This is a genomic window from Actinotalea caeni, from assembly GCF_009733795.1.
GTDB classification, from domain to species: Bacteria; Actinomycetota; Actinomycetes; order Actinomycetales; family Beutenbergiaceae; genus Pseudactinotalea; species Pseudactinotalea caeni.
In genome coordinates this window covers 122,925-149,454 of record NZ_WNXX01000008.1, presented here as the reverse complement: position 1 = coordinate 149,454, position 26,530 = coordinate 122,925, and the positions used below count along the sequence as shown (strand labels likewise).

At 73.2% G+C, this 26,530-nt stretch carries 23 protein-coding genes; 13 read left to right on the top strand and 10 right to left on the bottom strand.

Annotated elements, in window-relative coordinates:
* Window positions 1-15: 15 nt before the first annotated feature.
* Window positions 16-1,050, top strand: coding sequence for a threonine aldolase family protein (locus tag GPA02_RS09300; protein WP_204986552.1), 1,035 nt, complete (start codon window positions 16-18; stop codon window positions 1,048-1,050).
* Here GPA02_RS09300 and GPA02_RS09295 read toward each other — a convergent pair.
* The 3 genes from GPA02_RS09295 to pgm all read right to left on the bottom strand — a co-directional run bounded on the left by GPA02_RS09295 (window position 1,040) and on the right by pgm (window position 5,613).
* Window positions 1,040-2,359 (bottom strand): ABC transporter substrate-binding protein, encoded by a 1,320-nt coding sequence (locus GPA02_RS09295; RefSeq protein WP_156199631.1) that lies wholly within the window; start codon window positions 2,357-2,359, stop codon window positions 1,040-1,042. The genes GPA02_RS09300 and GPA02_RS09295 overlap by 11 nt on opposite strands.
* 49 nt (window positions 2,360-2,408) lie before the next feature.
* On the bottom strand, window positions 2,409-3,731 hold the full coding sequence (locus GPA02_RS09290) for an ABC transporter substrate-binding protein (protein ID WP_156199630.1): 1,323 nt from the start codon (window positions 3,729-3,731) through the stop codon (window positions 2,409-2,411).
* Between the two features lie 211 nt (window positions 3,732-3,942).
* The gene (gene pgm / locus GPA02_RS09285; RefSeq protein ID WP_156199629.1) at window positions 3,943-5,613 is read right to left on the bottom strand and encodes a phosphoglucomutase (alpha-D-glucose-1,6-bisphosphate-dependent); all 1,671 of its coding nucleotides are present in this window, start codon (window positions 5,611-5,613) and stop codon (window positions 3,943-3,945) included.
* 72 nt (window positions 5,614-5,685) lie between these two features.
* On the opposite strand from pgm, the gene GPA02_RS09280 reads away from it, so the two are divergent.
* Complete coding sequence (locus tag GPA02_RS09280) at window positions 5,686-6,588, top strand: DUF5926 family protein (protein ID WP_240133963.1); 903 nt, start codon at window positions 5,686-5,688, stop codon at window positions 6,586-6,588.
* Window positions 6,589-6,666: 78 nt separating this feature from the next.
* Window positions 6,667-7,584, top strand: a complete 918-nt coding sequence (locus GPA02_RS09275) for a glycosyltransferase (RefSeq protein ID WP_414635328.1) — start codon at window positions 6,667-6,669, stop codon at window positions 7,582-7,584.
* Here GPA02_RS09275 and GPA02_RS09270 read toward each other — a convergent pair.
* Window positions 7,569-9,755: a hypothetical protein gene (locus GPA02_RS09270; RefSeq protein WP_156199628.1), complete on the bottom strand. Its 2,187-nt coding sequence runs from the start codon at window positions 9,753-9,755 to the stop codon at window positions 7,569-7,571. The genes GPA02_RS09275 and GPA02_RS09270 overlap by 16 nt on opposite strands.
* 126 nt (window positions 9,756-9,881) lie before the next feature.
* Between GPA02_RS09270 and pheA the strand changes: the two genes are divergently transcribed.
* Window positions 9,882-10,817: a prephenate dehydratase gene (gene pheA / locus GPA02_RS09265; RefSeq protein WP_156199627.1), complete on the top strand. Its 936-nt coding sequence runs from the start codon at window positions 9,882-9,884 to the stop codon at window positions 10,815-10,817.
* On the opposite strand, the gene GPA02_RS09260 is transcribed toward pheA, so the two are convergent.
* Complete coding sequence (locus GPA02_RS09260; RefSeq protein ID WP_156199626.1) at window positions 10,747-11,130, bottom strand: hypothetical protein; 384 nt, start codon at window positions 11,128-11,130, stop codon at window positions 10,747-10,749. The genes pheA and GPA02_RS09260 overlap by 71 nt on opposite strands.
* Window positions 11,131-11,192: 62 nt before the next feature.
* Entirely contained in the window at window positions 11,193-12,374 is a 1,182-nt protein-coding gene (locus tag GPA02_RS09255) for a diacylglycerol/lipid kinase family protein (protein ID WP_156199625.1), read from the bottom strand.
* 75 nt (window positions 12,375-12,449) lie between these two features.
* On the opposite strand from GPA02_RS09255, the gene serS reads away from it, so the two are divergent.
* Window positions 12,450-13,724, top strand: a complete 1,275-nt coding sequence (serS, locus tag GPA02_RS09250; RefSeq protein WP_156199624.1) for a serine--tRNA ligase — start codon at window positions 12,450-12,452, stop codon at window positions 13,722-13,724.
* Window positions 13,721-14,572, top strand: coding sequence for an HAD family hydrolase (locus GPA02_RS09245; protein WP_338027519.1), 852 nt, complete (start codon window positions 13,721-13,723; stop codon window positions 14,570-14,572). The genes serS and GPA02_RS09245 overlap by 4 nt, the downstream gene beginning before the upstream one ends.
* Before the next feature lie 6 nt (window positions 14,573-14,578).
* Here the strand turns inward: GPA02_RS09245 and GPA02_RS09240 are convergent, their stop codons facing one another.
* Entirely contained in the window at window positions 14,579-15,400 is an 822-nt protein-coding gene (locus GPA02_RS09240) for a TerC family protein (protein WP_156199623.1), read from the bottom strand.
* A gap of 164 nt (window positions 15,401-15,564) precedes the next feature.
* Between GPA02_RS09240 and GPA02_RS09235 the strand changes: the two genes are divergently transcribed.
* The 4 genes from GPA02_RS09235 to GPA02_RS09220 all read left to right on the top strand — a co-directional run bounded on the left by GPA02_RS09235 (window position 15,565) and on the right by GPA02_RS09220 (window position 20,184).
* Window positions 15,565-16,566 (top strand): LacI family DNA-binding transcriptional regulator, encoded by a 1,002-nt coding sequence (locus GPA02_RS09235; RefSeq protein WP_156199622.1) that lies wholly within the window; start codon window positions 15,565-15,567, stop codon window positions 16,564-16,566.
* A gap of 239 nt (window positions 16,567-16,805) precedes the next feature.
* Window positions 16,806-18,182: an ABC transporter substrate-binding protein gene (locus GPA02_RS09230; protein ID WP_156199668.1), complete on the top strand. Its 1,377-nt coding sequence runs from the start codon at window positions 16,806-16,808 to the stop codon at window positions 18,180-18,182.
* Window positions 18,183-18,262: 80 nt separating this feature from the next.
* Window positions 18,263-19,246 carry a carbohydrate ABC transporter permease gene (locus GPA02_RS09225; RefSeq protein ID WP_156199621.1) on the top strand — a complete coding sequence of 328 codons (984 nt, stop codon included), beginning with the start codon at window positions 18,263-18,265 and terminating at the stop codon, window positions 19,244-19,246.
* Entirely contained in the window at window positions 19,243-20,184 is a 942-nt protein-coding gene (locus GPA02_RS09220; protein WP_156199620.1) for a carbohydrate ABC transporter permease, read from the top strand. The genes GPA02_RS09225 and GPA02_RS09220 overlap by 4 nt, the downstream gene beginning before the upstream one ends.
* Before the next feature lie 27 nt (window positions 20,185-20,211).
* On the opposite strand, the gene GPA02_RS09215 is transcribed toward GPA02_RS09220, so the two are convergent.
* The gene (locus GPA02_RS09215; RefSeq protein ID WP_156199619.1) at window positions 20,212-20,820 is read right to left on the bottom strand and encodes a bacterial proteasome activator family protein; all 609 of its coding nucleotides are present in this window, start codon (window positions 20,818-20,820) and stop codon (window positions 20,212-20,214) included.
* Window positions 20,821-20,894: 74 nt separating this feature from the next.
* On the opposite strand from GPA02_RS09215, the gene GPA02_RS09210 reads away from it, so the two are divergent.
* Both GPA02_RS09210 and GPA02_RS09205 read left to right on the top strand, forming a co-directional pair.
* Window positions 20,895-22,127, top strand: coding sequence for an AGE family epimerase/isomerase (locus GPA02_RS09210; RefSeq protein WP_156199618.1), 1,233 nt, complete (start codon window positions 20,895-20,897; stop codon window positions 22,125-22,127).
* A gap of 90 nt (window positions 22,128-22,217) precedes the next feature.
* The gene (locus tag GPA02_RS09205) at window positions 22,218-23,267 is read left to right on the top strand and encodes a DUF4185 domain-containing protein (RefSeq protein WP_156199617.1); all 1,050 of its coding nucleotides are present in this window, start codon (window positions 22,218-22,220) and stop codon (window positions 23,265-23,267) included.
* A gap of 46 nt (window positions 23,268-23,313) precedes the next feature.
* Here the strand turns inward: GPA02_RS09205 and GPA02_RS09200 are convergent, their stop codons facing one another.
* Entirely contained in the window at window positions 23,314-23,988 is a 675-nt protein-coding gene (locus GPA02_RS09200) for a winged helix-turn-helix transcriptional regulator (protein WP_156199616.1), read from the bottom strand.
* A 60-nt stretch (window positions 23,989-24,048) separates the two neighbouring features.
* On the opposite strand from GPA02_RS09200, the gene GPA02_RS09195 reads away from it, so the two are divergent.
* Window positions 24,049-25,503, top strand: coding sequence for an MFS transporter (locus tag GPA02_RS09195; protein WP_240133962.1), 1,455 nt, complete (start codon window positions 24,049-24,051; stop codon window positions 25,501-25,503).
* Window positions 25,504-25,531: 28 nt separating this feature from the next.
* On the opposite strand, the gene GPA02_RS09190 is transcribed toward GPA02_RS09195, so the two are convergent.
* Window positions 25,532-26,509, bottom strand: coding sequence for an NAD(P)H-quinone oxidoreductase (locus GPA02_RS09190; RefSeq protein WP_156199615.1), 978 nt, complete (start codon window positions 26,507-26,509; stop codon window positions 25,532-25,534).
* Window positions 26,510-26,530 lie beyond the last annotated feature (21 nt).

The window sequence follows — 26,530 nt, the reverse complement described above, 5'->3', positions numbered from 1 at the left end:
CGCCATAGTGGTCCGGTGACGACGCCGATCGACCTGCGCAGTGACAACACCGCCGGTGCCGAGCCGTACGTCCTCGAGGCGCTCGCCGCGGTCAACCACGGCACCGCCGCCTCCTACGGCGACGACGAGGTCACGGCCCGGCTGCAGCGGCGGGTGAGCGAGGTCTTCGAGCGGCCGGCGCACGTGTTCGGGGTCGTGTCGGGGACGGCGGCGAACGCGCTCGGGCTCTCGGCGCTGTGCCCGCCGTGGGGTGCGGTGGTGTGCCACGAGAGCGCGCACGTCGCGGTCAACGAGGCGGCCGCGACCTCGATGTTCGCCGACGGTGCGCCGCTGCTCGGGCTGGCGGGCGAGGGCTCGCGGCTGACGACGGACGCCGTCGCCGCGTGCTTCGCGCGCACCGGCTGGGGCGACCCGCACCAGAGCCAGCCCAGCGTGCTGACCGTCACGCAGGCGACCGAGATGGGCGAGGTCTACGAGCCCGACGAGATCGGTGCGCTCGCCGAGCTCGCGCGCTCCCGCGGCCTGCGCGTGCACCTCGACGGCGCCCGGTTCGCCAACGCGGTCGCGGCGCTCGGCTGCGCGCCCGCCGACCTCACCTGGCGTGCGGGTGTCGAGGTGCTCTCGCTGGGCGCCACCAAGAACGGCACGGTGACCGCGGACGCGATCGTCACCTTCGACGACGACGTCGCGGCCCAGCTGACCTACCGGCTCAAGCGCGCCGGCCACGTCGCCTCCAAGGGGCGGTTCGTCGCCGCGCAGCTCGACGCCTACCTCGCCGAGGACCGCTGGCTGGCCTCGGCGCGGCGCGCCAACGCCGCGATGGCCCGGCTGCTCGCGGGGCTCGCCGAGCTGGGCCACCACCCGCAGCCGGCGGCACGCGCCAACATCGCGTTCCTGCCGGTGCCCGACGACGTCGCCGCGCGCTGGGTCGACGCCGGGCTGCTGTTCTACGGCATCGAGCCCGGCGTCGTCCGGCTGGTCACGAGCTGGGCCACGACCGACGCCGAGGTCGACGAGGCGCTCGCGCGGGTCCGCGCCGTCAGCCGGTGACGACCTGCGCGTCGACCTCCTCGATCGTCGCGGCCGCGGCCTCGGCGGGGGTGATGCTTCCGAACCGCACGTCGGTGAGGTAGCGGGTGAACACGTCCTGCGAGCCGCTGGTGCCGGTCGGCTGCACAGCGGGCGTGGAGCTGATCTCGGCGAGCACCGCCGTCATGAACTCGACCACGTAGGTGTCGGTCTCGGTCAGCTTGTCCTGCATCGAGGCGACGATGTCCGGGTTCGACGGCACGCCGCGGTTGAGGAGCTGGATGCCGTTGGCGGTCTCGTCGTTGACGAGGAAGTCCACCAGCGCCGCGGCGGCCTCCTGCTTGCGCGAGCGGGCCGAGATCGACCAGAACATCGAGGCCTTGCCGAACAGCCCGTTCTCGGTCGCCTTGCCGGTGCGCGACGGTGGCCGCAGCATGACGATGTCGTCGCTGCCCGCGGCGTCGCGGACGCTGCCGAGCTGGTTGGTCCACGACCAGCTGAGCCCGGCCCGGCCCACCGAGAACGCCTGCTGCTCCAGCGGCAGCGTGCCCTCCTCCTGCATCGCGGTCGCGCCGAGCGTCGCACCGCTGTCCTGCAGGTCGAGGTACCACTGGTACCAGCCGGCCAGCACGTCGGCGCTGATGCCCATGCCGTCGGCCTTCCACAGGTCCTCGCCGTGCTGGCGGGCCCAGATCGTCAGGTCGGCGTAGGAGCCGCCGCCCGCGCACCCGACGGTGTCCGGCACGGTCTCGGAGATCGTCCGCGCGATCTCGGCCATGTCGTCCCACGTCCAGGTGGTGTCGTCGGGCAGGTCCAGACCGGCCGCCTCGAAGACCGCCGGGTTGGCGAACAGCACCCAGGCGTTCTGACCGGTCGAGACGGCGTACAGGGTGCCGTCGAGCCGACCGGAGTCGAGGTCGGCGTCCGCCACGTGCGACAGGTCGATCGGGAGCTGCTCGAGGTCGGCGAGCATGCCGCGGCCGGCGTACTCGGCGAGGTACTTGCCGTCCATGTTGATGACGTCCGGCTCGTCGTTCGCGGCGACCTGGGTGGCGAGCCGGTCCCAGTACCCGCCCCACTCCGAGGGCTCGAGGGAGACCTGGATCTCGGGATGGGCCTCGGTGAACGCGTCCACCATCTCGCCGGTGAACTCCTGGTAGAAGGCCGGCCCCCAGAACGTGAACCGGATCTGCTCGCCGCCGGAGCCGGTCCCGCCGCCTCCGGCGGAGCCGCTGCCACCACCGCCGCGGCTGCAGGCGGTGAGGGCACCGATCACCCCGATCCCGGTGGCGGCGGTGAGCAGGGAACGGCGGCTGATGCTGGTCGACACGAGGGTTCCTCCTGGATCTCGGCGCGCACGGCCCACCGCGGGCCGCGGGTCAGTCGGTGACGACGAGCCCGTCGATCTCGTCGATCGTGGCCTGGGCGGCCTGCTCGGGCGTGAGGTTGCCGAAGCGGACCTCGGACAGGTAGCGCGTGATGACGTCGGGCGCGGTCGAGGCGCCCATCGGCTGCACGGCCGGCGCGCTCGTGATCTCCTCGAGCACCTCGGACATGAAGTCGACGACGTAGCGGTCGGTGTCGGACAGCTCGGGCTGCAGCTCCTCGAGGATCTCGGGGTTGGACGGCACCCCGCGGTCGAGCATCTGCAGGGTGCTCGCGGCCGGGTCGTTGACGAGGAAGTCGACGAGCCGGGCGGCGCCGTCCTGCACGTCGGAACGGGCCGAGATCGACCAGAACATCGAGGCCTTGCCGAACAGGCCGTTCTCGGCGACCGAGCCGGTCAGCGACGGCGGGCGCAGCATGACGATGTCGTCGCTGCCGGCGGCGTCGCGGATGGCGCCGAGCTGGTTGGTCCAGGCCCAGGTCAGCCCGGCCTGGCCGACGCTGAAAGCCTGCTGCTCGAGCGCGAGCGCGCCCTGCTCCTCGGTCGCGGCGGCGCCCATCGTGGCGCCGCTGGACTGCAGGTCGAGGTACCACTGGAACCACGCGGTGAGGACGTCGGGGCTGACGGCGACGCCGTCGGCCTTCCACAGGTCCTCGCCGTGCTGCCGTGCCCAGATCGTGAGGTCCGCGTAGGAGCCGCCGCCCGTGATGCCGACGGCGTCGACGTCGGCGTCGGAGATCGTGGTGGCGAGCGCGTTCAGGTCGTCCCAGGTCCAGGTGGTGTCGTCCGGCACCTGGGCGCCGGCGGCCTCCAGGACCGCCGGGTTGGCGAGCAGCACCCAGGCGTTCTGGCCGGTCGACAGCGCGTACAGGGTGCCGTCGAGCCGCCCGGAGTCGAGGTCGGCGTCGGCGATCTTGGACAGGTCGATGTCGAGCTGCTCGAGGTCGGCGAGCACGCCGCGGCCGGCGTACTCGGCGAGGAACTTGCCGTCCATGTTGATGACGTCGGGCTCGTCGGCCGCCGCGACCTGGGTGGCCAGGCGGTCGAAGTAGCCGCCCCACTCCGAGGGCTCCTGCTCGACCCGGACGTCGGGGTTGGCCTCGACGAACGCCTCGACCATCTGGTTGGTGTAGTCCTGCCGGAACGCCGGGCCCCAGAAGGTCAGCCGGACGGACTCCCCGCCCGAGGAGCCGTCGCCACCTGCGCCGCCGGTGCTGGCGCCGCCACCGCCGCGGCTGCACGCGGTCAGGGCGCCGATCACCCCCACCCCGGTCGCGGCTGTCAGCAGGGTCCTGCGGCTGATCGTCCTGTGCACGGTCGGTCCTCTCGCGTCGTCGTCGTCGCTCGGTCCGGCTCGCGGCCCCACGGTGGGCCGCGGCTCGAGGGCTGGGCCCTACCGTGTAACCGGTTTCTCGGCCTGGCAAGACCGTGCCACGAGTTGCCCCGGTGCGCGCGCGGCGGCTCGGCCCGCGGGGCGAGTCTCGTGGCACGACCGGCCGCGCCGGCGGGGGAGGGGCGGCCGGGGCTCAGCCGAGCGCGTCGGCGACGACCTGCCGCGCGGCCTCCTGGACCTGCGCGAGGTGCTCGGCGCTGACGAAGCTCTCGGCGTAGATCTTGTAGACGTCCTCGGTGCCCGACGGTCGGGCGGCGAACCACGCGTCCGCCGTCGTCACCTTGAGCCCGCCGATCGCGGCACCGTTCCCGGGCGCGGCGACGAGCCGGCCGGTGATCGGCTGCCCGGCGAGCTCGGTCGCGGTGACCGCCTCGGGCGTGAGCGACGCCAGCCGCGCCTTCTGCTCGCGGTCGGCGGGTGCGTCGACGCGGGCGTACCAGCTCTGGCCGTGCTCGGCGACCTGCGCCTCGTGCAGCTGCGACGGCGTGCGACCGGTGACCGCGAGGATCTCGCTGGCGAGCAGCGCGAGCAGGATGCCGTCCTTGTCGGTGGTCCACACGGTGCCGTCCTTGCGCAGGAACGACGCGCCCGCGCTCTCCTCGCCGCCGAACCCGACGCTGCCGTCGAGCAGCCCGGGCACGAACCACTTGAACCCGACGGGCACCTCGAGCAGCGTGCGGCCCATGCCGGCGACGACGCGGTCGATGAGCGCCGAGCTGACGAGCGTCTTGCCCACCCCGGTGCCGTCGACCCAGTCGGGCCGGTGCGTGAACAGGTACTCGATCGCGACGGCGAGGTAGTGGTTGGGGTTCATCAGCCCGTCGGGCGTGACGATCCCGTGCCGGTCGGCGTCGGCGTCGTTGCCGGTCGCGATGTCGTAGGGGCTCTCGCCCCCGCCGGCCGACTCCATGACGCGGCGCAGCGACGCCATCGCGTACGGGCTGGAGCAGTCCATGCGGATCTTGCCGTCGCCGTCGAGCGTCATGAACGACCAGCGCGGGTCGACCTCGGGGTTGACGACCGTGAGGTCGAGGCCGTACCGCTCGCCGATCTCGCCCCAGTACGCGACCGCCGCGCCGCCCAGCGGGTCGGCGCCGATGCGCACGCCGGCCGCGCGGATCGCGTCGATGTCCAGGACGGCGTCGAGGTCGTCGACGTAGGTGAGCAGGTAGTCGTGCTTGCGCACGGTCTCCGCCGCGAGCGGGTCGCTCGTGCGCGGCACGTCCGCGATGCCGGAGCGCAGCAGCTCGTTGGCGCGGTCGGCGATCCATCGGGTGGCGTCGGAGTCGGCCGGGCCGCCGTGCGGCGGGTTGTACTTGAAGCCGCCGTCGCGCGGCGGGTTGTGCGACGGCGTGACGACGATGCCGTCGGCCAGCCCCGGACCCTGCGTGCGCACGCCCTCGGAGCTGCCCGCCCCGTTGTGCCGCAGGATCGAGTGCGACAGCGCCGGCGTCGGCGTGTAGCCGTCGCGCGCGTCGACGCGCACCTCGACGCCGGCGGCCGCGAGCACCTCGAGCGCCGTCGTGGTCGCGGGCCCGGACAGCGCGTGGGTGTCGCGACCGAGGTAGAGCGGGCCGTCGACGCCCTGCGCGCGCCGGTACTCGACGATCGCGGCGGTGATCGCGACGATGTGCGCCTCGTTGAAGGCGCCGTCGAGGGAGGAGCCGCGGTGCCCGGAGGTGCCGAAGACGACCTGCTCGTCGGGGTTGTCCGGGTCGGGTGCGCGGTCGTAGTAGGCGCCGACGACGGCGTCGACGTCGATGAGGTCCTCGGGCTGCGCTGGGAGACCGGCTCGCTCGTGCATGCCCCGATCCTCGCACTGGGCTAGGGTCGCCGCGGTCGGATCGACCCACCCGTCCCGCCACGAGGAGCAGGCATGGCCAAGCGCAAGAAGACGATCGACCCCAAGGTCGCCGAGCGGCGCGCCGCGCGCAAGGCGGCGCAGCGGGCGCTCGCCGAGGGCGGCACCGTCGCACCGCTGCGCCCGTTCGAGGGGCTGCCGTCGGAGGCCGACTGGGTGGCGATGCGCGAGGTCGTGCCCGCGGCCAGCGCGACCGTGCGCACCACCGCCGAGCACGGCGGCGTCGAGGTCCAGGTGGTGACGCTGCTGCCGCGGCTGTGGCCGGCGCTCAAGCGGTCCGACGGCGTGACGCTGGTGGCGCTGCAGACCGCCAGCTCGAGCGAGGACCCCTCGCGCGACGTCGCGGCCGCGGTGCTGGAGGTGCTCGACGCCGAGCCGGGCACCGCGCTGGAGCACCTCGACCTGCCGCAGTCCGGGCCGCGCCTGCAGGACGTGCTCGACCTCGACGTGCCGTTCGAGGTGACGGTCCACGAGAGCTTCTCCTACACCCTGCCCGCCGACGGCAGCGCGCCCGACGAGGCCGCCCAGGCGCTCGAGGAGGCGGCCGGCGGCATCGTGCCGACCGTGCGGCTGGGCAGCGTCGACGCCGCGTACTGGTGCCGCATGGGCGACCGGGAGTTCCTCCGCTGGGCCCGGCCGGAGGACCCCGAGCAGCTGCTCGACGCGCTGGCACGGCTGCACGCCGAGCGGGCGTCCGGGCTCGACGAGGGCTCCCGGTTCGTCGGGGCGTTCCGCGGCTGCGGCATCCTCGTCCCGGTCTGGGAGCTCGCTCGCGGCACCGAGGCCACCGATGTCGAGGCCCCGGCCGCGGCGTTCGCGCCCCGGCTGGCCGAGGCGCTCGCGAGCACCGACCCGCTGACCCCCGAGCAGCGCCGGGCGCGCGCGGGGCTCGTCTCGCGGCAGGTCAGCCTGCGCTGATCTCGCGTGGCAAGACCACCTCGCCACCACGCCGCCCGCGGCGCCGGCACACCGAGGCCGTGGGCCTAGGCTGGAGGCGTGGAGGGTGACGCGCCCACGGACCGCGGCGAGGGGCAGACCGGCGCCGGCGGTGCGGCGAGCGCGGGCGGCTCCGGACCGCTGCGGGTCATCCGCCGCCGCAGGCCCGACGGCGCCGCGACCGGCCGCGCGCCGGTCGACCAGCGGGTCGCGGCGATCATCCCCGCCAAGGACGAGGCCGAACGCGTCGCGGCCACCGTGCGCGCGGCGCGCGCCATCCCGCACGTCGACCTCGTGCTGGTCGTCGACGACGGCAGCGAGGACGACACCGGCGCGCGGGCACGCGCGGCGGGCGCCGTCGTCGTGCGCCACGCCACCAACCGGGGCAAGGCCTCGGCGATGGAGACCGGCGCCGCCGTCGTCGCGATGCGCGACGAGGAGGAGGGGCTGCCGCGCATGCTGCTGTTCCTCGACGCCGACCTCGGCGAGACCGCCGTCGACGCCGCGCCGCTCGTGCCGCCGGTGTGGGCGGGCAAGGCCGACATGTCGATCGCGCTGCTGCCGCGGCAGGCCGGTGCGGGTGGGCGTGGCATCGTCACGGGCTTCGCCCGCCGCTCGATCCACGCGTTCACCGGCTGGTCGCCGGCGCAGCCGCTCTCCGGCCAGCGCTGCCTGACCCGCGAGGCGTTCGAGGCGGCGCTGCCGCTCGCGCGCGGCTGGGGCGTGGAGACCGCGATGACGATCGACGTCCTGCTCAAGGGGTTCGCCGTCGTCGAGGTGCCGTGCGACCTGCGGCACCGCCCCTCGGGCAACGACCTCGCCGGCCAGCTGCACCGCGCGGCCCAGCTGCGCGACGTGATGGCGGCCGTGGCGGCCCGCAAGCTGCGCCGCTACCCGTCGCCGCCGCCCGCCGAGCAGCCGAGCGCACCGCCGAGCGGCGAGCTCGACGACACCGACGAGTCCTACCGCGGCGCCTGAGCGCCGTCGGCGGGCGCGGGCCCCGGCTCGACGCGCCCCAGCATCCAGGTCGCGCACGAGGCCAGCAGCAGCGGCACCGCGACCGCGACCGCGAGCGCGGGGATCGCGATCCCGGAGTCGTTGACCGCGAACCCGATGCCCGCCGCGACCGCGAGCGCGATCAGGCCGGGCCGCAGCATCGGCAGCGTGCGCGCCATCGCCGAGATCGGGGCACCCCCGGACAGCCAGGCGAACTCGCCGCCGTGCGGCGAGGTGATCGTCTCCTTCACGGGGCGGATCAGCACGAGCACCACGAGCAGCACGCCGCAGATCGCGAGGATCGTCAGCGGTCGGTTGTTGAAGAGGATCGTGAGGTTCTGGTCGAGCTTGCGGCCGATGACGGGCCACATCTGGCCGTCGAGCACGTCGGCGAAGAACCGGCCGAGGTGAGTGCGCGACCCGGGCGGCCGCAGCCAGTCCACGAACGCGATCGCGGTCGTCACCAGCGCCGCGCCGAGGAGCACCAGCACGACCCGCCTCGCGGTCACCCGGATGCCCGCCGCGAACAGCGTCAGCAGCCCGAACGCCACCAGCAGCGCGGGTGGTCCGCCGAAGTCGGCACCCAGGGACGGTGCGCCGTCGACGACGATCGCGACGACCCCGACGCCGACGACCACCGTGGCGGCCGCGCGGCGGCGGCCTCGCTGCACCAGCGTGTTCGCCAGCGCCGTCGTCAGCAGGATCGACGAGGCGGTGAACAGCGCGAACGAGGTGTTGTTCATGCCGTAGAAGCGCCCCGCGACCAGCGTCGGGATGCCCATGATCGCCGAGACCTGCAGCCGCGCCCCGGTGACGACGTCGACCGCGAGCACGACCGCGGTCACCGCAGCCACCGCCGCGGCCGGGCCCAGCAGCGCCCTCCGCCACGGGCCGAGCAGCGCGACGGCGACGATGAGGCCGGCGATCGCGACCACCCCCGCCAGCAGCGCCACGACCGGCGGCTCCACGCGCCACCACGGCAGCAGGTTGGTGAGATAGGAGGCGACCGGGATCGCGGCGACGCCGAGCGACAGCGCCCGCAGCGTGCGCAGCACCGGGCCACGGTGCGGCGTGACGCGGCGCGCGACCTTGGGTCGTCGCAGCCCCACCGCGACCGCCGCGAACAGCGTGAGGTTGACGAGCACGAGGCCGAGGAAGAACCCGGGGATGAGCGGGCGCTGGGCGTCGGAGTGCCGCTCGCGGTCCTGCGCGGCGGCGACGACGTCGGCGGGTGCGGTCGTGGTCGCGACCTGGGCGGGCGCGCCGATCGAGCTCGTCGGGCCGGGGTCGACGCCGAGCAGGTCGAGCAGCCACGCGTGCTGGTCGGTGGCGAGCACGTACCCGGCCTGCCGCGTGCTGGGGCTGGACAGCTCGCCGGCGCCGAGGCCCGCGGAGGCGAGCAGCCGCAGCCCGGCGGGGGCGCCGTCGTCGGAGATCCCGGAGACCAGCACCACCGGGTCGGTGCCGGCGGCCGCGCCGGCCAGCACCGCGTCGAGCTGGGCGGCGACGGTGGCGACCGCCTCCTCGCGGGTGCGGTCACCGGTCGCCGTGCCGTGCCAGACGTCGCCGAGGTCGACGACCACGAGGTCGCTGCGCTCGACCGCGTCCGCGACGTCCTGCGTGAGCGTCGAGGTGAGGTAGCTGCGGTAGTCGGCGACGGTGCCGTCGGAGGTGGCGAGCGCGACCGCGGCCCCGGGGCCGATCGCGGTCGTCGTGACCCCGGCCTCGGCGAGCACGTCGCCCAGCAGCCCGGGCTCGGCGCCGAAGGAGGCGTCGTCGGCGGCGGCGAGGTAGCCGTCCCAGCCGGGGATCGCGCCGTCGACGGGTTCGCGCGGGTTGTCGCAGCCGCCGGCCGCGCGGTTGCCCGCCGAGATCGCGAGCCAGCCGTCCGCCGGGCACGCGACCGCGGTCGTGCTGCGCACCACCAGCGAGCCGGCGGCGAGGTCGTCGACCGAGTCGAGGAAGCCGCCGAGGTGCTCCGCGTCGTCCCACCGCAGCCCCGGCACGCCGACCAGCACGACCGTGCGGTCGCCGGGCTCGGCGTCGGCGGGCGCGGGGGACCACACCGTCGCGAGCAGCGCCAGCAGCGCAGCCAGGGTCGCGACCACCGCGGCGGGCAGCGCCGCGCTCGCACGAGCCCACCGGGTAGCCATCGGGTACGAGCGTAGGCGGTGCGTGTGGCGAGAGTGTGGAGCGGCGGTGGTGGCGCCGCGTCCGCGCGGCGACCGCACCGTGGGCGCGCCGCGCGAACCCGCGGGCACCTGCGCGAGGATGGACCCATGTCGTTGCGTTACGCCTTCCTCGGGCCGACCGGGACCTTCACCGAGGCCGCGCTGCGCACGGTCGCCGGCCCGGACGACGTCGCCCTCCCGATGACCGACGTCCCCACCGCGCTCGAGGCCGTCCGCACCGGCGAGGCCGACCGCGCCGTCGTGCCGATCGAGAACTCGGTCGAGGGCGGCGTCTCCGCGACGCTCGACGCGCTCAGCTCCGGGCTGCCGCTGGTGATCGTCGGCGAGGCGCTCGTGCGGATCGAGTTCGTGCTCGCGGGCCGCGAGGGCACCACGCTCGAGCAGGTCCGGCACGTCTCGACGCACCCGCACGCGTGGGCGCAGACCCGGCGCTGGATCTCGACCAACCTGCCGGGCGCGGTGCACGTGCCCGCCACCTCGACCGCGGCTGCCGCGGCCATCCTCGCCGAGCCGGGCGAGCACGGCTTCGAGGCCGCCGTCGTCGCGCCCCACACCGCCGAGCAGTACGGGCTGAGCGTGCTGGCCGCCGGCATCGAGGACAACACCAACGCCGTCACCCGGTTCGTCGTCGTCTCGACCCCCGGCCCCGTGCCCGAGCGCACCGGGCAGGACAAGACGACGCTGATGGTGCACCTGCCCGACAACGAGGCCGGCGCGCTGCTGACGATGCTCGAGCAGTTCGCGGTCCGCGGCGTCAACCTCTCGCGCATCGAGTCGCGCCCGATCGGCGACGCCATCGGGCGGTACGGGTTCTCGATCGACGCCGAGGGTCACATCGACGACGAGCGGGTCGCGGCCGCGCTCGTCGGGCTGCACCGGGTGTGCCCGATGGTGCGGTTCCTCGGCTCCTACCCGCGGGTCGACGGACCCGGGTCGCCGGTGCGTCGCGGCTTCACCGACGAGGACTTCCGCGCCGGCCGCGAGTGGGTCGCGCGGCTGCGGGAGGGCGTCCACCCGGACTGACCGCCGCGCGGTCGTGGTTGACCGGCGCCAGCCGCTCGGTCACGGCCATCCACAGCGAGAACGCCGCCGCACCCGCCTCGAACGCGGGCAGCCGCTCGTCCCAGCGGCGCTGCCCGGTGCGGGCGGTCGCGGCGAGCGCGAGCCCGCCGCCGAGGTTGAGCAGCCCCCACACGAGGTTGACGCCCGGGCCGGAGCGCTTCCACGCGAGCGGCGTCAGGTGGTCCTTGCCGGCGACGGCGGAGGCCAGGTGGGGGAGGCTGTTGGCGCAGAGCAGGCCCGCGGCGAACGCGCGGGCGTCGTTCACGGTGACCATGCCCCATGCTGCGCCGGGACCGTCGGGGTCCGCCTCCCTCGGACGGCGGAACCTCGCGCGCGTCAGCGGGTGCGGACCAGCAGCCCGCCGGGCTGCACGCGGACCTCGATGCGGTCGGCCTCGCCGATGAGGTCGCCGTCGACCTGGATCGGCTCGGGCTGGTCGCAGCGCACCTCGACCTCGCGGCCGCGCCAGAACTCGATCGAGCCGGGCTGACCGGGCAGCTGGCGCCGCACCCCGAGCCCCTGCAGCACGACCTTGCCGAACAGCGAGGCCCAGCCGAGCACGCCGCCGCGGGTGTCGAGCGCGGCGATGTCGAGCCAGCCGTCGTTGATCTCCGCGTCGGGCAGCAGCACCATGCCGCCGGGCAGCCGGCCGCAGTTGGCGAACAGCAGGCTGCGCAGCCGCAGCGGCACCACGGTGCCGTCGCCGATGCGCATCGTGAGCCGGACCTTGCGGCCGTGCAGGTGCTTGGCGCCCGCGACGAAGTACGCCAGCCAACCCATGCGCGCCTTGAGGTCCTCGTCGGCGCCGGCCACCATCGCGGCGTCGAACCCGACACCGGCCATGACGAGGAACAGGTGCTCCTCGTCCGGCTCGACCGGGGGCTCGGGCTCGGCCGAGCCGGGCGCGGTCACTTCGGGCGCCGTGTCGGTGTCCTCCGGCGGCGGGGGCGGCTCGGGCGTCACCAGCCGGTGCGGGCGCAGCCACCCGAGGTCGATGCGGTGCTCGCTGCCGGTGAACGCCGTCGACAGCATCGACCGGACGCCGCCCTCGACCGGCAGGTCGAGGTTGCGCGCGAGCAGGTTGCCGGTGCCGAGCGGCAGCAGCCCCATCGGGGTGTCGGAGCCCGCGAGCGCGCTCGCCACCGCGCGCACGGTGCCGTCGCCGCCCGCGGCGACCACGACCGACGCGCCGGCCTCGCGCGCCTGGACCGCCTGCCCGTGCCCCGGGTCGTCGGCGGTCGTCTCGAGCCACATCGGCTCGGGCAGCCCGAGCTCGGCGCACACCTCGACCGCGAGCGCGCGCAGCTTCTCGGCGTCGGAGACCTTGGTCGGGTTGATGACGACGGCGGGCGGCCCGGTCGGCGCCGCGTCCTTGACGGCGCCGGTGTCCTCGTGACCGACGAGCCCCGGCACCCGGGCTCGCGCCTCGGCGAGCCGACGCAGCACCACGACACCCACGACGACGGCGGCCAGCGCCAGCACCAGCGCCACGACGCTGACGGCCTGTTCCCACGACATGAGGTGACGGTACTGCCAGCGCCGACGTCTCGTCGGCAGGCGGGCTGCGCCGTCGGACGCGGATACCCTCGAGGGGTGATCGATCTCAAGGCACTGCGCGACGACCCCGACACGGCTCGCGCCAGCCAGGTGGCACGAGGCGCCGACCCCGCCCTCGTCGACCAGCTGCTGGCCGCGGACGAGCGGCGCCGGTCGCTGCTGTCGGCGTTCGAGCAGCAGCGGGCGGAGCAGAAGGAGCTGTCCCGATCGATCGGCAAGGCCGCGCCGTCCGAGCGCGAGGCCGTGCTGGGTCGGGCCAAGCAGCTCGCCGAGCAGGTCAAGGACGCCGAGGCCCAGGCCGACGCCGCCGCCGAGGAGCTCGACCGGCTGCTGTGGGCGATGCCGAACATCATCGTCGACGGCGTCCCCGCCGGCGGCGAGGAGGACTTCGTCGAGCTGCGGCAGGTCGGCACCCCGCGCGACCTCGCCGCCGAGGGCATCGAGGTCCAGGATCACCTGGCGATCGCCGAAGGGCTGCGTGCGATCGACACCGAGCGCGGCGCGAAGGTCGGCGGCTCCCGGTTCTACTTCCTCACCGGCATCGGCTCGCTGCTGGAGATGGCGCTGCTGCAGTGGACCCTCAACCGGCTGGTCGACGAGGGCTTCACCCCGATGACGACGCCCACGCTGGTGCGCCCGGAGATCATGGCCGGCACCGGCTTCCTCGGCGCCCACGCCGACGAGGTGTACCGGCTCGCCGCCGACGACCTCTACCTCGTGGGCACCTCGGAGGTGGCGCTCGCGGGCTACCACAGCAACGAGATCCTCGACCTCACCGACGGACCGGTGCGCTACGCCGGGTTCTCCGCCTGCTACCGGCGCGAGGCCGGCTCGCACGGCAAGGACGTGCGCGGCATCATCCGCACGCACCAGTTCCACAAGGTCGAGATGTTCGTCTACGCCCCGATCGAGGAGGCGGAGGCCGAGCACGAGCGGATGCTGGCGTTCGAGGAGGCCTCGCTCACCGCGCTCGGGCTGCCCTACCGCGTGATCGACGTCGCCGCGGGCGACCTCGGCAGCTCGGCCGCCCGCAAGTACGACTGCGAGGCCTGGCTGCCCAGCCAGCAGCGGTGGCTGGAGCTGACCTCGACCTCGAACTGCACGACCTTCCAGGCACGCCGGCTCGGCATCCGCGAGCGCACCGCCGACGGCCGCACCCGCCCGGCCGCGACCCTCAACGGCACCGGCGTCACGACCCGGTGGCTGGTCGCGCTGCTGGAGAACCACCAGCAGGCCGACGGCAGCGTGGTCGTCCCCGAGCCGCTGCGCCCCTACCTCGGCGGCCGCGAGCTGCTCGAGGTCGTGCGGTGAGCCTGGCGGCCCAGCCGCCGACCCCGGCGTTCACCCCCGACGCGGTCGCGCACCTGCGGCTGGGCCCCGACCTGCTCGTCGGGCTGGACATCGACGGCACCATCCTCGGCCTCGACGGGTCGCTCTCGGGCCGCGTGCAGCGGTCGATCACGCGCGTCGTCGAGTCCGGCACCCGGCTCGTGCTCGCGACCGGCCGGTCGCTGGTCGCGGTGATGCCGGTCGTCGAGCAGCTCGGCCTGACACGCGGCTTCGCGGTCTGCTCCAACGGCGCCGTCACCGTCGAGTTCGACGAGCACGGCCACGAGATGGTCGACGTCGTCACGTTCGACCCCGGTCCCGCGCTGCGGCTGCTGCGCGAGCACGCCCCGGACGTCATCGTGGCGGTCGAGGACCTCGGGCGCGGCTTCAAGGTCACGCGCCCCTTCCCCGACGGCGAGCTGGGCGGCGAGCAGCAGGTCGTGCCGTTCGACGAGCTCGTCTCGGCACCGGCCACGCGCGTCACGCTGCGTGCGCCGGAGTGGTCGGCGCAGGAGTTCCACGACCTCGTCGCCCGCAGCGGCCTGCACGGGGTGAGCTACGCCGTCGGCTGGTCCGCATGGCTGGACCTCACGCCCGACGGCATCTCGAAGGCCTCCGGCCTGGACGCCGTCCGGCAGCGCTACGGGGTGCCGCAGGAGCACACGGTCGTCGTGGGCGACGGCCAGAACGACATCGAGATGTTCGGCTGGGCCGGCGTCGCGGTGGCGATGGACGGCGCCGACGAGGTCACCCGCGCGGCCGCCGACCACGTCACCGGCCCGGTCGAGCTCGACGGGCTGGTCACCGTGCTGGACGCGCTGCCTCGCTGAGCCCGCTCAGGGGTGCGCGACGCCCCCGGTGGCGCGCACCGGCCGCTCGCCCGCGACGACGCCGACCCGCTTCCCCGCGTGCAGGTGCACGGGCGCCCGCTCGGCGCCCTTCCGGCGCGCCTGCCGGGTGCGGTAGACGAGGTTGAGCACCTCGACACCGATCGCGAAGCCGATCGGGCCGTAGATGAGCGCCTTGTCGACGTGGTACCCGAAGCCCTCGGCGACCAGCGTGGCGCCGATGAGGATGAGGAAGCTCAGCGCGAGCATCTTCACGGTCGGGTGACGGTTGACGAACGCCGCGATCGAGCCGGCGACGACCATCATCAGCCCGATCGAGACGACCACCGCGGCGATCATCACCGGCAGGCTGTCGGTCATCCCGACCGCGGTGATGACCGAGTCGAGGGAGAACACGGCGTCGACCAGGATGATCTGGACGATCACGCGGCCGAAGGTGGTCGAGCCCGTGCTCGGGTCGGTCTCCTCGTCCTCGCCCTCGAGCTTGTGGTGGATCTCCATCGTGGCCTTGTAGATGAGGAACAGACCACCCGCGAGCAGGATGAGGTCGCGCCCGGAGAGCTCCAGCGCCTCGACGCCGCCGATCGACACGAGCGTGGCGGTCAGCCCGACGATCCAGGTCGCGAAGAACAGCAGCACCACGCGCAGCACCAGCGCGAGCGACAGACCGATGATCCGCGCCCGCTGCTGCTGGTGCTGCGGCAGCCGGTTCGTGAGGATCGAGATGAACACGACGTTGTCGACGCCGAGGACCAGCTCGAGCACGAACAGGGTCAGGAAGGCGATGATCAGCTCGGGCCCGAGGTCCATGAGGCCAGAGCCTAGGGCCAGGTCTCACCGCACCCCTCCTGCCGCCCCCTGGTTTCACCGCACTTTCTGCCGCGGCCCGGTTTCACCGCACGTTCTGCCGCTCCCGGTACCGGTCCTCGGCAGCCGGGTGGGACTGCGTGTCCGGTTGGTGCACAATCATGGCCATGCCCGTCGGGATCGACGACGTTGCCCGTGCGGCTGGTGTCTCTACCGCGACCGTGTCGCGAGCGCTGCGCGGGCTCCCCGACGTGCGCGAGTCGACGCGCAAGCGCGTGGAGGAGGCCGCCGTGCGGCTCGGCTACGCCCCGACGCCGTCCGCGGTCTCGCTCGCGTCGGGACGCACCCGCACGATCGGGCTGCTGACGCCGTGGGTGTCGCGCTGGTTCCACTCGAACGCGATCGAGGGCGCGTGCCAGGCGCTGCGGCTCGCCGGCTTCGACGCCCTGCTGTACTCCTTCCAGCTCGAGCACGACGCGACGCGCACACCGATCGACCTCGACGTGCTGCGCCGCCGAGTCGACGGCGTGCTGGTCGTCGGGATGACGATGACGGCGTCGGAGGTCGCGCTGCTGGAGTCGCTCGGCGTGCCGCTGGTCTACGTGGGATCGGGCCCGCCCGAGCAGGTGCGCGTGCATGTCGACGACGTCGCCACCGCGCGGCTGGCCACCCAGCACCTGCTCGACCTCGGCCACACCCGCATCGGCCACATCGGCGGCTACCCGGAGCAGCGCACACCGTGGGCGACCGAGGTGTGCCGCGCGCGGGGCTACCGGGACGCGATGCGCGCCGCAGGGCTGCCGGACGACCCCGACCTGCTCGCCTACGGGCGGTTCGAGCGCGACGGCGGGCGCCGCGCCGCCGTCGAGCTCCTGGAGCGCGTCGGCGACCTGACGGCGATCGTCGCCGACTCCGACGAGATGGCGTTCGGGGCGCTGGAGGTGCTGCGCGAGCGGGGCGTCACGGTGCCCGGGCGGGTCTCGGTGGTCGGCGTCGACGGCCACGAGCTCGGCGACCTCATCGGGCTGACGACGGTGGCGCAGGACGCCGTCGCCCTCGGTGGCGCGGCCGCCGGGCTGATGCTGGAGATGATCACCGGCGCGCCCGTGGACCGCGACGTCGTGTTCCCGGTCGAGCTCGTGCGGCGGGCCTCGACGCGTCGTCACTGAGCGCACCCGGTGAGACCGAGCCGCGGCAGCACGTGCGGTGACACCGAGCCGCGGCAGCACGTGCGGTGAGACCAGGGTGCGGCAGAAAGTGCGGTGAAACCTGGGGTGGCGTGGTGATCGGATCGTTATCGAAGTCGACACACCGAGAGTTGCGCACGAGCGACCGTAAGCGCTTACATTGACGATGCTCACGCCGAGTGGCGTCCGAGCACGCACCCACATAGGAGGCATCAGTGAGGATGACGACCATGCGCCGGCGCAGCAGCGCGGCGCTCGTCGGCGGTGCCGCTCTCGCGCTCGCGCTGACCGCGTGCGGAGGCGGCGGTGACCTGAACGGCGGGGGCGGCGGCGGTGGTGGCGGCGGCGAGACCGACGCCGACTGCGCCGACTACGAGCAGTACGGCACGTTCGACAACGTCACGGTGACGATCTCGTCGACGATCTCCGACCCCGCCGAGGCCGACAACTTCGAGGCGTCCTGGGCGGACTTCGAGGCCTGCACCGGCATCACGATCCAGAACAACGGCACGAACGAGTTCGAGTCGCAGATCTTCGTGCAGGTCGAGGGTGGCAACGCCCCCGACATCGCGGACTTCCCGCAGCCGGGGCTGCTCCAGCGCATGCAGGAGGGTGGCCACCTCGTGCCGCTCGGCGACGCCGCGCTGGAGGCCGCGCAGGCCAACTTCACCGAGGACTGGCTGTCCTACGGCAACATCGACGGCGAGCAGTACGCCATCCCGATCCTCGGCTCGGTCAAGTCCTTCGTCTGGTACTCGCCGAGCGCGTTCGAGGAGAACGGCTACGAGATCCCCACGACGTGGGACGAGATGATGGCGCTCACCGAGCAGATCTCGGCCGACCACGGCTCCGACACCGTCAAGCCCTGGTGCTTCGGCATCGAGTCCGGCGGTGCGACCGGCTGGCCGGCGACCGACTTCCTCGAGGACGTGCTGCTGCGCACGGCCGGCCCGGACGTCTACGACCAGTGGGTCAACCACGAGATCCCCTTCAACGACCCGCAGGTCGTCGAGGCGCTCGACACCGCCGGTGAGATCCTGCAGAACCCCGACTACGTCAACGGCGGCATCGGCGACCCGCGCTCGATCGCGACGACGGCGTGGGCGGACGCCGGTCTGCAGGTGCTCGAGGGCAACTGCTTCATGTTCCGCGGCGCCTCGTTCTTCGAGGCGCAGCTGCCGGAGGGCACCGAGGTCGGCCCCGACGGCGACATCTTCGCGTTCTACCTGCCCTCGCTGTCCGCGGACGAGCAGCCGCTGCTCGTCGGTGGTGACCTGCTCGCCGCGTTCAACGACGAGGAGGCCACGATGGCGGTCATGGAGTACATGGCCTCGCCGGAGTGGGCGAACAGCCGCGTCAGCCTGGGCGGCGTGACCAGCCCGAACCAGAACGTCGACCCGGCCAACGCCTCGTCCGACATCCTGCGGCTCACGCTGGAGCTCATGCAGGACGCCGACGCGGTGGCACGCTTCGACGGCTCCGACATGATGCCGTCCGAGGTCGGCGCGGGTTCCTTCTGGACCGCGATGACCCAGTGGATCGACGGTGGCGTCGACACCGAGCAGGCGCTGACCGACGTCGAGAACAGCTGGAGCTGATCTCGCCCGACACACGACTGGGGTGCGGCACGATGTGTCGCACCCCAGCCGTGTCCCTGGGTACCTGAGAGGAGGACCTCGTGGGATTCTTGCTGAACACCCGGGTGGGGCAGCTGATCGTCGCGGTCGTGCTGTTCGCCGCGGTGGTGGCGGCGCTGCTGCTCATCGCGAAGGCCACCGACGGCGTGCGGGAGCGGGTGCGCCGCCCCGCGATGGTGGCGATCTTCGCCGGTCCCGCGCTGCTGCTGCTGGCGCTGGGCCTGATCTACCCGTTCTTCCGCACCGTGTGGATGTCGTTCATGGACGCGCGGTCGCAGAGCTACGTCGGCTTCGCGAACTACGTCGACGCGCTGACGGTGCCGTCGAACCTCATCGGCTTCCGCAACACGTTCCTGTGGGTGATCCTCACCCCGCTGCTCTCGACGGGGATCGGGCTGGTCTACGCCGTCCTCATCGACAAGTCGCGGTTCGAGAAGGTCGCCAAGGCGATGCTGTTCCTGCCGATGGCGATCTCGTTCGTCGGTGCGGGCATCATCTGGAAGTTCGTCTACGAGTACAAGGGCGCCGGGCAGCAGCAGATCGGTGCCCTCAACGCGGTGATCGACGCCCTCGGGCTGGAGCCGGTGCGGTTCCTGCAGGACGCCCCGGCGAACACGATCTTCCTCATCCTCGTGCTCGTCTGGATCGAGGCCGGGTTCGCGATGGTGATCCTGTCCGCCTCGATCAAGGCGGTGCCCGAGGACATCATCGAGGCTGCGCGGCTCGACGGCGCGTCCCCGTGGCAGCTGTTCTGGCGGATCACGATCCCGAGCATCCGGCCCTCGCTGGTCGTGGTGCTGACGACGATCTCGATCGCCACCCTGAAGATCTTCGACATCACCCGCACGATGACCGGTGCGAAGTTCGACACCCAGGTGCTGGCGAACCTCATGTACGACCAGTCGTTCACCTTCGGCAACAACGGCCTCGGCTCCGCCATGGCCGTGTTCATCTTCCTGCTGGTGGTGCCGCTGGTCATCTTCAACATCCGGCAGATGGCCAAGAACCGGGAGGTGCGGGGATGACCGCCGCCGTCACCGACGTCGACTCCTCGACGCAGGCCGCCGACGCCGCGATGGGGGGCGGTCCGCGCGGCAGCGCGGCGACGTCCGCCCGCCGGATGCTCGGCAACCGCATCGGCAGCGCGATCGCGCTCGTCATCGCGGTGCTGTGGACCGTCCCCACGTTCGGGTTGTTCCTCAGCTCGCTGCGCCCGGAGCGTCAGATCAAGGGCACCGGCTGGTGGACGATCTTCGCCAACCCGGGCCTCACGCTGGAGAACTACGAGCAGGTGCTCGGCGGGTCCTCGTCGACGAACCTGTCGCAGTACTTCATGAACTCGTTGGTGATCTGCATCCCGGCGACGCTGCTTCCGCTGGCGCTGGCGATCATGGCGGCCTACGCGTTCTCGGTGCTGGAGTGGCGGGGCCGCGACGTCGTGTTCGTCGGCGTGTTCGCGCTCCAGATCGTGCCGCTGCAGATGGCGCTGATCCCGCTGCTGCGGTTCTTCAACGACACCGGTGCCGGCAGCGTGCTGCTGTACCTGCCGCTGTGGATCGCGCACACGATCTTCGCGCTCCCGCTGGCGATCTTCCTGCTGCACAACTTCATGTCCGAGGTGCCGCGGGACCTCGTCGAGGCCGCCCGGATCGACGGCGCGGGGCACGTCGCGGTGTTCTTCAGGATCATGCTGCCGCTGATGATGCCCGCGATCGCGAGCTTCGCGATCTTCCAGTTCCTGTGGGTGTGGAACGACCTGCTGGTCGGCCTCACCTTCTCGGGCGGGCAGCGGCTGATCCAGCCGCTGACGGCGGCGCTCGCGGCGCTCACCGGTGACCGCGGGCAGGACTGGCACCTGCTGACGGCGGGGGCGTTCGTCTCGATCGTCATCCCGCTGGTCGTGTTCTTCTCGCTGCAGCGCTACTTCGTGCGAGGGCTGCTGGCGGGCTCGGTCAAGGGCTGAGCCACCGGGCGGCGGGCCCGGGGCCGGTCAGAGGTACTGACCGGTCCCGTGGTCCGGCTCCGGCATCACGGGGTGCCGCTGCGCCGGCCCCGGCTGGCCGGGTGCGACACCGGGCGGCAGCGCCCGGCGCATCTCGAGCAGCTGGTTCTGCGCCGCCATCTGCTGGGCGACCAGCGCCGTCTGGATGCCGTGGAACAGGCCCTCGAGCCACCCGACCAGCTGGGCCTGCGCGATGCGGAGCTCGGCGTCGGACGGCGCCGCGTCGTCGCTGAACGGCAGCGTGATGCGGTGCAGCTCCTCGACGAGCTCGGGGGAGAGGCCGGACTCGAGCTCGTGGAGCGACCGCTCGTGCACCTCCGCCAGCCGCTCGCGGGCGGCCTCGTCCAGCGGCGCGGAGCGCACCTCCTCGAGCAGCTGCTTGATCATCATGCCCAGCCGCATCACCTTGGCGGGCTCCTCGACGGACTTCGTCGGGTCGTTGTTCGAGTCGTGGATGCCGATGCGGTCCGCACCCGCGACGACGATCCGCTGGCGAGCGCCGTCGTCGCCGGCCCCTGCGTCGGTCGTGCCGCCGGCGCCCTCGGACGTGCCCGGCTGCGGTTCCGGCGTCTCGGCTGTCTCGCTGCGTTCGGTCATGACCCCATCTTGCCAAGGACGACCGACGCGTCCCGGTCATGGGGGAGGGTCGTGCAGGTCCTAGGCTCGGCCGCATGAGATGGCTGGGAACACCCGCGCACGCACGGTGGCTCGAGCGGGAGGCGGACGCGTTGCTGGCGTTCGCGGCCGGCTCGGTGGTCGACGAGGGCTTCGGCTACCTCGACGCCGAGGGCGAGGTCGTGCCCGACGAGGGCGTGCACCTGTGGGTGACCTGCCGGATGATCCACGCGTTCTCGCTCGGCGTGCTGCTCGGCCGCCCGGGCGCGGCGTCGATGGTCGACCACGGGCTCGCGGCGCTCGCCGGCCCGCTCGCCGACGCCGAGCACGGCGGCTGGTACGCCCAGGTCGGCCCGCACGGCCCGATCGACGACCGCAAGGCCGCGTACGCCCACGCGTTCGTGGTCCTCGCGACCTCGAGCGCGACCGCGGCGGGCCGCCCGGGTGCGCGGGAGGCGCTGGACCGTGCGCTCGAGGTGTCGCTGCGGCACTTCTGGGACGACGAGGCCGGCATGGTCGTGGAGTCCTGGGACGCGGGCTTCACCGAGCTCGAGCCCTATCGTGGCGTCAACGCCAACATGCACACGGTCGAGGCGTACCTCGCGGCCGCCGACGTCACCGGCGACGACGCCTGGCTGGACCGGGCGCTGCGCATCGCGCAGCGGGTCGTCGTCGACCTCGCGCCGCAGCACGCCTGGCGCATCCCCGAGCACTTCGACGAGGCGTGGCAGCCGCTGCTCGACTACAACGCCGACTCGCCCGCCGACCCGTTCCGGCCCGCCGGCGCCACGATCGGCCACTGGCTCGAGTGGTCCCGGCTGGCGCTGCACGTCGTCGCGGCGCTGGAGGCGCGCGGCCGCGCCGTCCCCGAGGGGCTCGAGACCGGCGCGCGGTCGCTGTTCGAGGCCGCCGTCGAGGAGGGGTGGTCGGTCGACGGCGACGACGGCTTCGTCTACACGGTCACCTTCGAGGGTGCTCCGCTCGTGCGCGAGCGCATGCACTGGGTCGTCACCGAGGCGATCGGCGCGGCCGCCGCGCTGGGCCGGCGCACCGGCGAGGAGACCTACGACGCCTGGTACCGGCTCTGGTGGGAGTACGCCGCGCAGCACCTCATCGACGAGGAGCACGGTTCCTGGGTGCACGAGCTGTCGCCGTCCAACGAGCCGAGCGGGACCGTCTGGGAGGGCAAGCCCGACATCTACCACGCGATCCAGGCGACCCTCGTACCTCGCCTGCCGCTGGCGCCGTCGCTCGCCTCGGCGCTCGCGCAGGGCCTGCTCGACACCTGACCGGCGCGCCGGGCGCCGTCCCGGCCCGGGACGACCCGGCGCCCCCTACGATGACCGGTGGTGCACGACCATCGATCTGGAGGTGGCCGGATGGCGCTGCAGGACAGTCCCTTGGTGGCGTCGGTGAGGGACCTGGGGGTCCAGTTCGCCGACAACGACGTCGACATCACCGGGCAGGACGCGGTGAGCTCGGTGGAGCTCGACGACGGCACGACGTTCTGGATCTTCGGCGACACGATCGAGGGGCCGTTCGACTCGATCCGCGGCTTCGAGCTCACCGAGGTGCTGTCGAACACCGGCGCGGTGGTGCCGCTGCAGGACATCTCCGACGGCGTGCGCGAGTTCCGCTACATCACCGACGACACGGGCACGCGGGCGCGGCAGCTCATCGAGTTCGAGCCACCGGAGCACAAGTCGCGGCAGCGGCTGTGGGCGATCCACGGCGCGCAGGTCGACGGGCAGCTGTACCTCTACTACCACCGCATCACGATGGACCCCGAGGTCGACGTCTTCGAGACGTTCCAGCTCGACGGCATGGGGGTCGCGCGGGCGGGCCGGGACTGGCGCTTCGAGCGGCTGCGCGCGCCCGATGGCACCTACGAGTGGTGGAAGGGCGACGAGCCCGGCTTCGGCGTCTGGGTGCAGCGGCACGGCGAGCACCTCTACCTGTGGGGCTCGATCCAGCCGGAGGAGAAGTCGTTCGGCGACATGTACCTCGCGCGGGTCCGACCGGAGTCGATCGAGGACCTCTCCGCCTACGAGTACCTCGTCGAGGCCCCGACGCTCGAGCGCCCCGACGTGCAGCCGCGCTGGTCGAGCACGTTCACGCCGACCGCGTGCCTGTTCTCCGACGTCCCGAACGAGATGTCGTCCTCGTGGAACGAGCACCTCGGGATGTTCATCTCGCTGACGACGTTCCAGCGCGACAACATGCTGGTGATCCGCACGGCGCCGGAGCTGACCGGCCCGTGGAGCGAGCCGCAGGTGGTCTACCGGCCCGAGCGCACCCGCCCGGAGTCGCTGTACAACGCGGGCAAGGAGCACCCGGAGTTCGCGCGCGAGAACGGCAAGGTCACGTACATGACCTTCATCGACTCCTCGGTGTACCGGCCGCACCTGATCGAGATCACGTTCGCGTGACCGCCTGACGCCGGCGCGACGGCGGCCCGGGTCGCCGTCGCGCGGGTCACGCGTCGGAGAACGCGGCGAGCAGGCGCTCGACGGCGTCGCGGTCGCCCTCGACCTGTGCGCCGTCGCCCTCGGGCGGCAGGCCGTGGAGGTCGTACAGCATCCCGGCGAGCGCCGTCGACCCGGTGCGCAGGTGGGCGTCGGCGGCGGGGTGCGTGCCGCGGGCGATGCGCAGGCCGTCGTCGTCCCAGTCGAGCCGGTAGCCGTAGCGGGTGTCGGAGGGGCTGCGCTCGTCGTGCAGGTCGAGCTGGAGCCTCACCGGCGGCTCGGGCGGCTCGGGCGGTGCCATCGTCAGCATCGACTGCACGACGCCGTCGGGCGTGAGACCGCCGCACGTGGGTGGCCGGTCCGGCTGCCGGTGCGCCCAGCGGCCGAGCTCGTGCAGCGTGGGCTCGAGCTCGCGCGCCCACGGCGTGAGCCGGTACACGGCGACCGAGGCGGGCGGTGCGAGCACCACGCGCTCGACGAGGCCCGCGGCCTCCATCTCGCGCAGCCGCGTGGTGAGCACCGCGGGCGTGACGCCGCAGATGGCGGCCGACAGCTCCTTGAACCGCTTGGGCGCCAGCATCAGCTCGCGCAGCACCGGGTAGGTCCAGCGGTCGCCGATCAGCTCGACGGCGCGGGCGGTCATGCACGCGTCGCCGCACTCGGCGTAGGTCCGCTTGATCGGCATGCCCGGATGGTCTCACACTTACTATTGACCGACAACTGATCGCTATGTTTAGCATAGTGCATGGCGAATGACCTGGCGCTCGTGGAGGAGCGCGACGACGACGGCACGCATGCGGAGGGCGCCATGGCCGACCCGTTCACCGCGAACGTCGCCGACACGATCGGTGACCAGCGCGTCGGCCGCCGGCTGCCTCGGTTCCTGCAGCCCTTCCGGACGCGGGCGTACCGCCGGCTCGCGGTCGCGCTGGTGCTGTCCTCGTTCGCGAGCGGCGTGTGGATCGTGGCGCTGGTCTGGGAGGTCATCGGCATCGGCGGCAGCGAGGCCGACGTCTCGATGGTCGCGACGGCGTCCGCCGGCGGTCTGCTGATCCCCGCACTGCTGGCCGGTGTCGTGGCGGACCGGGTGCCGCAGAAGCTGATCCTGCTGGGCGTCGCCACCGTCGAGCTGCTCGGCATGGCCCTCGTGGCCACGCTCGCGCTCAACGGCCTCACGCAGGTCTGGCACCTGATGGCGGTCTCGTTCGCGACCGGTGTCGGGATGGCGTTCTACTACCCGGCCTACTCGGCCTGGCTGCCGGCGCTGGTGCCCGAGCAGGACCTCATGGCGGTCAACGGCTTCGAGGGCATGGTGCGGCCCGCGATCGGTCAGGCGTTCGGCCCGGCGGTCGCAGGTGCCGCGATCGCCGCGATGTCGCCCGGCGGAGCGGCCGCGATCGCGGCGGGCTCGGCCGCGCTCGCGCTGCTGGCGTTGCTGACGGTGCCGCTCACCCCGGTCCGTCGGGACCTGGCGGCCGACGAGGCGGGGACGCGCGCCGTCGCGCGGGCGTGGGCCGACGTCCGTGAGGGCTTCTCCTACATGGTCCGCACGCCCTGGCTGCTCGCGACGCTGCTGTTCGCCTCCGGGATGATGCTCGTGGTCATGGGCCCGCTCGAGGTGCTGACTCCGTTCCTCATCAAGGACGAGCTCGGCGGCGACGCCTCGAACCACGCGAACGTGCTCGCCGCGTTCGGGATCGGCGGCGCGGTGGCGTCGTTCGTCATGGGGTCGCTGCGGATGCCGCGCCGCTACCTCACGGTGATGAACCTGCTGTGGGGTGTGGCGTGCCTGCCGTTCGTGGCGTACGCGTTCGCGTCCCAGATGTGGGTGCTCGTGGTCGCGGGCTTCGTGCTCGGCGGCGTGTTCAGCGCCCCGATGGTCATCTGGGGCACGCTGCTGCAGCGGCGGGTGCCGCCCGCGCTGCTCGGGCGGGTCGCGTCGCTCGACTTCTTCGTCTCGGCCTCGCTGATGCCGGTGTCGATGGCGCTGGCCGCGCCGGTCGCCAACGCGATCGGTCTGCGCACCACCTTCCTGGTGGCCGGCCTGGTCCCCGTGGTGCTGGCGGTCGTCGCGATCGTCGCCGCGAAGCTGCCCGCCGACGAGATCGCGCACCCGCTCCGCGACGAGGAGGCGGGCGAGGAGGCCGGGCCGTCAGACGAGCCCGTGCTCGACGTCGAGGCCGAGGGCGCCGGCGCCTGACGCCGTCGGGACCGGGCGAGCAGAGCGTTCAGGGGAGGAGCAGGACCTTCCCGAACACCTCGCCGTCGGCCATCATGCGGTGCGCCTCGGCGGCCTCGACCAGCGGCAGCCGGTCCTGGACGACGGGGCGCACCTCGCCGCGGTCGAGGTAGCGCCAGGCGCGCTCGCAGAGGTCGGCGACGATCGCCGCCTTCTCCTCCGGCGGGCGGCGGCGCAGCACGGTGCCGTGGATGCTCAACCAGCGGGAGAGCACGCGGGACAGGTCGAGCTCGCCGGTGGTGCCCTTCTGCATGCCGATGACGACGAGGCGGCCGTGCGGGGCGAGCGCGCGCAGGTTGCGGTCGAGGTACTTGGCGCCGACGACGTCGAGCACCACGTCGACGCCGCGCTCGCCGGTGGCCTCGCGCGCCCGCTCGACGAAGTCCTCGCTGCGGTGGTCGATGCCGTAGGCGCCGAGCGCCTCGCAGCGGGCGACGCGCGCGGGGCCGCCCGCGGTGGTGAGCACGACCGCGCCGGTGGCGCGCAGCAGCTGGATCGCGGTCGTGCCGATGCCGCCGGAGCCGCCGTGCACGAGGACGGTGCGGCCGGTGTTGTCGGTGGCGGACAGGCCGGCGACGTGCACGAGGTTCGACCACACGGTCGCCATCGCCTCGGGAAGCGCGGCGGCGTCGACGAGCGAGACGCCGTCGGGCACGCGGAGCAGGGTGTCGGCGCGCGCGATCGCGTGGCTGGCGTAGCCGCCGCCGTCGAGCAGCGCGCACACCTCGTCGCCGACTCCCCAGCCGTCGACGCCCTCACCGAGGGCCGCGATGCGGCCGGAGACCTCGAGACCGGGGTGCTCGGCCGCACCGGGCGGCGGCGGGTGCAGCCCCTGGAGCTGGAGCAGGTCGGCGCGGTTGACGCCGGCCGCCGCGACCTCGACCAGCACCTCTCCCGGCCCGGGCTCGGGCGTGGGCAGGTCGGCCGGCGCGAGGCCGCCGTCGGGAGTGATGACCATCGCGCGCATGGTGACCAGCGTAGGCGGGCC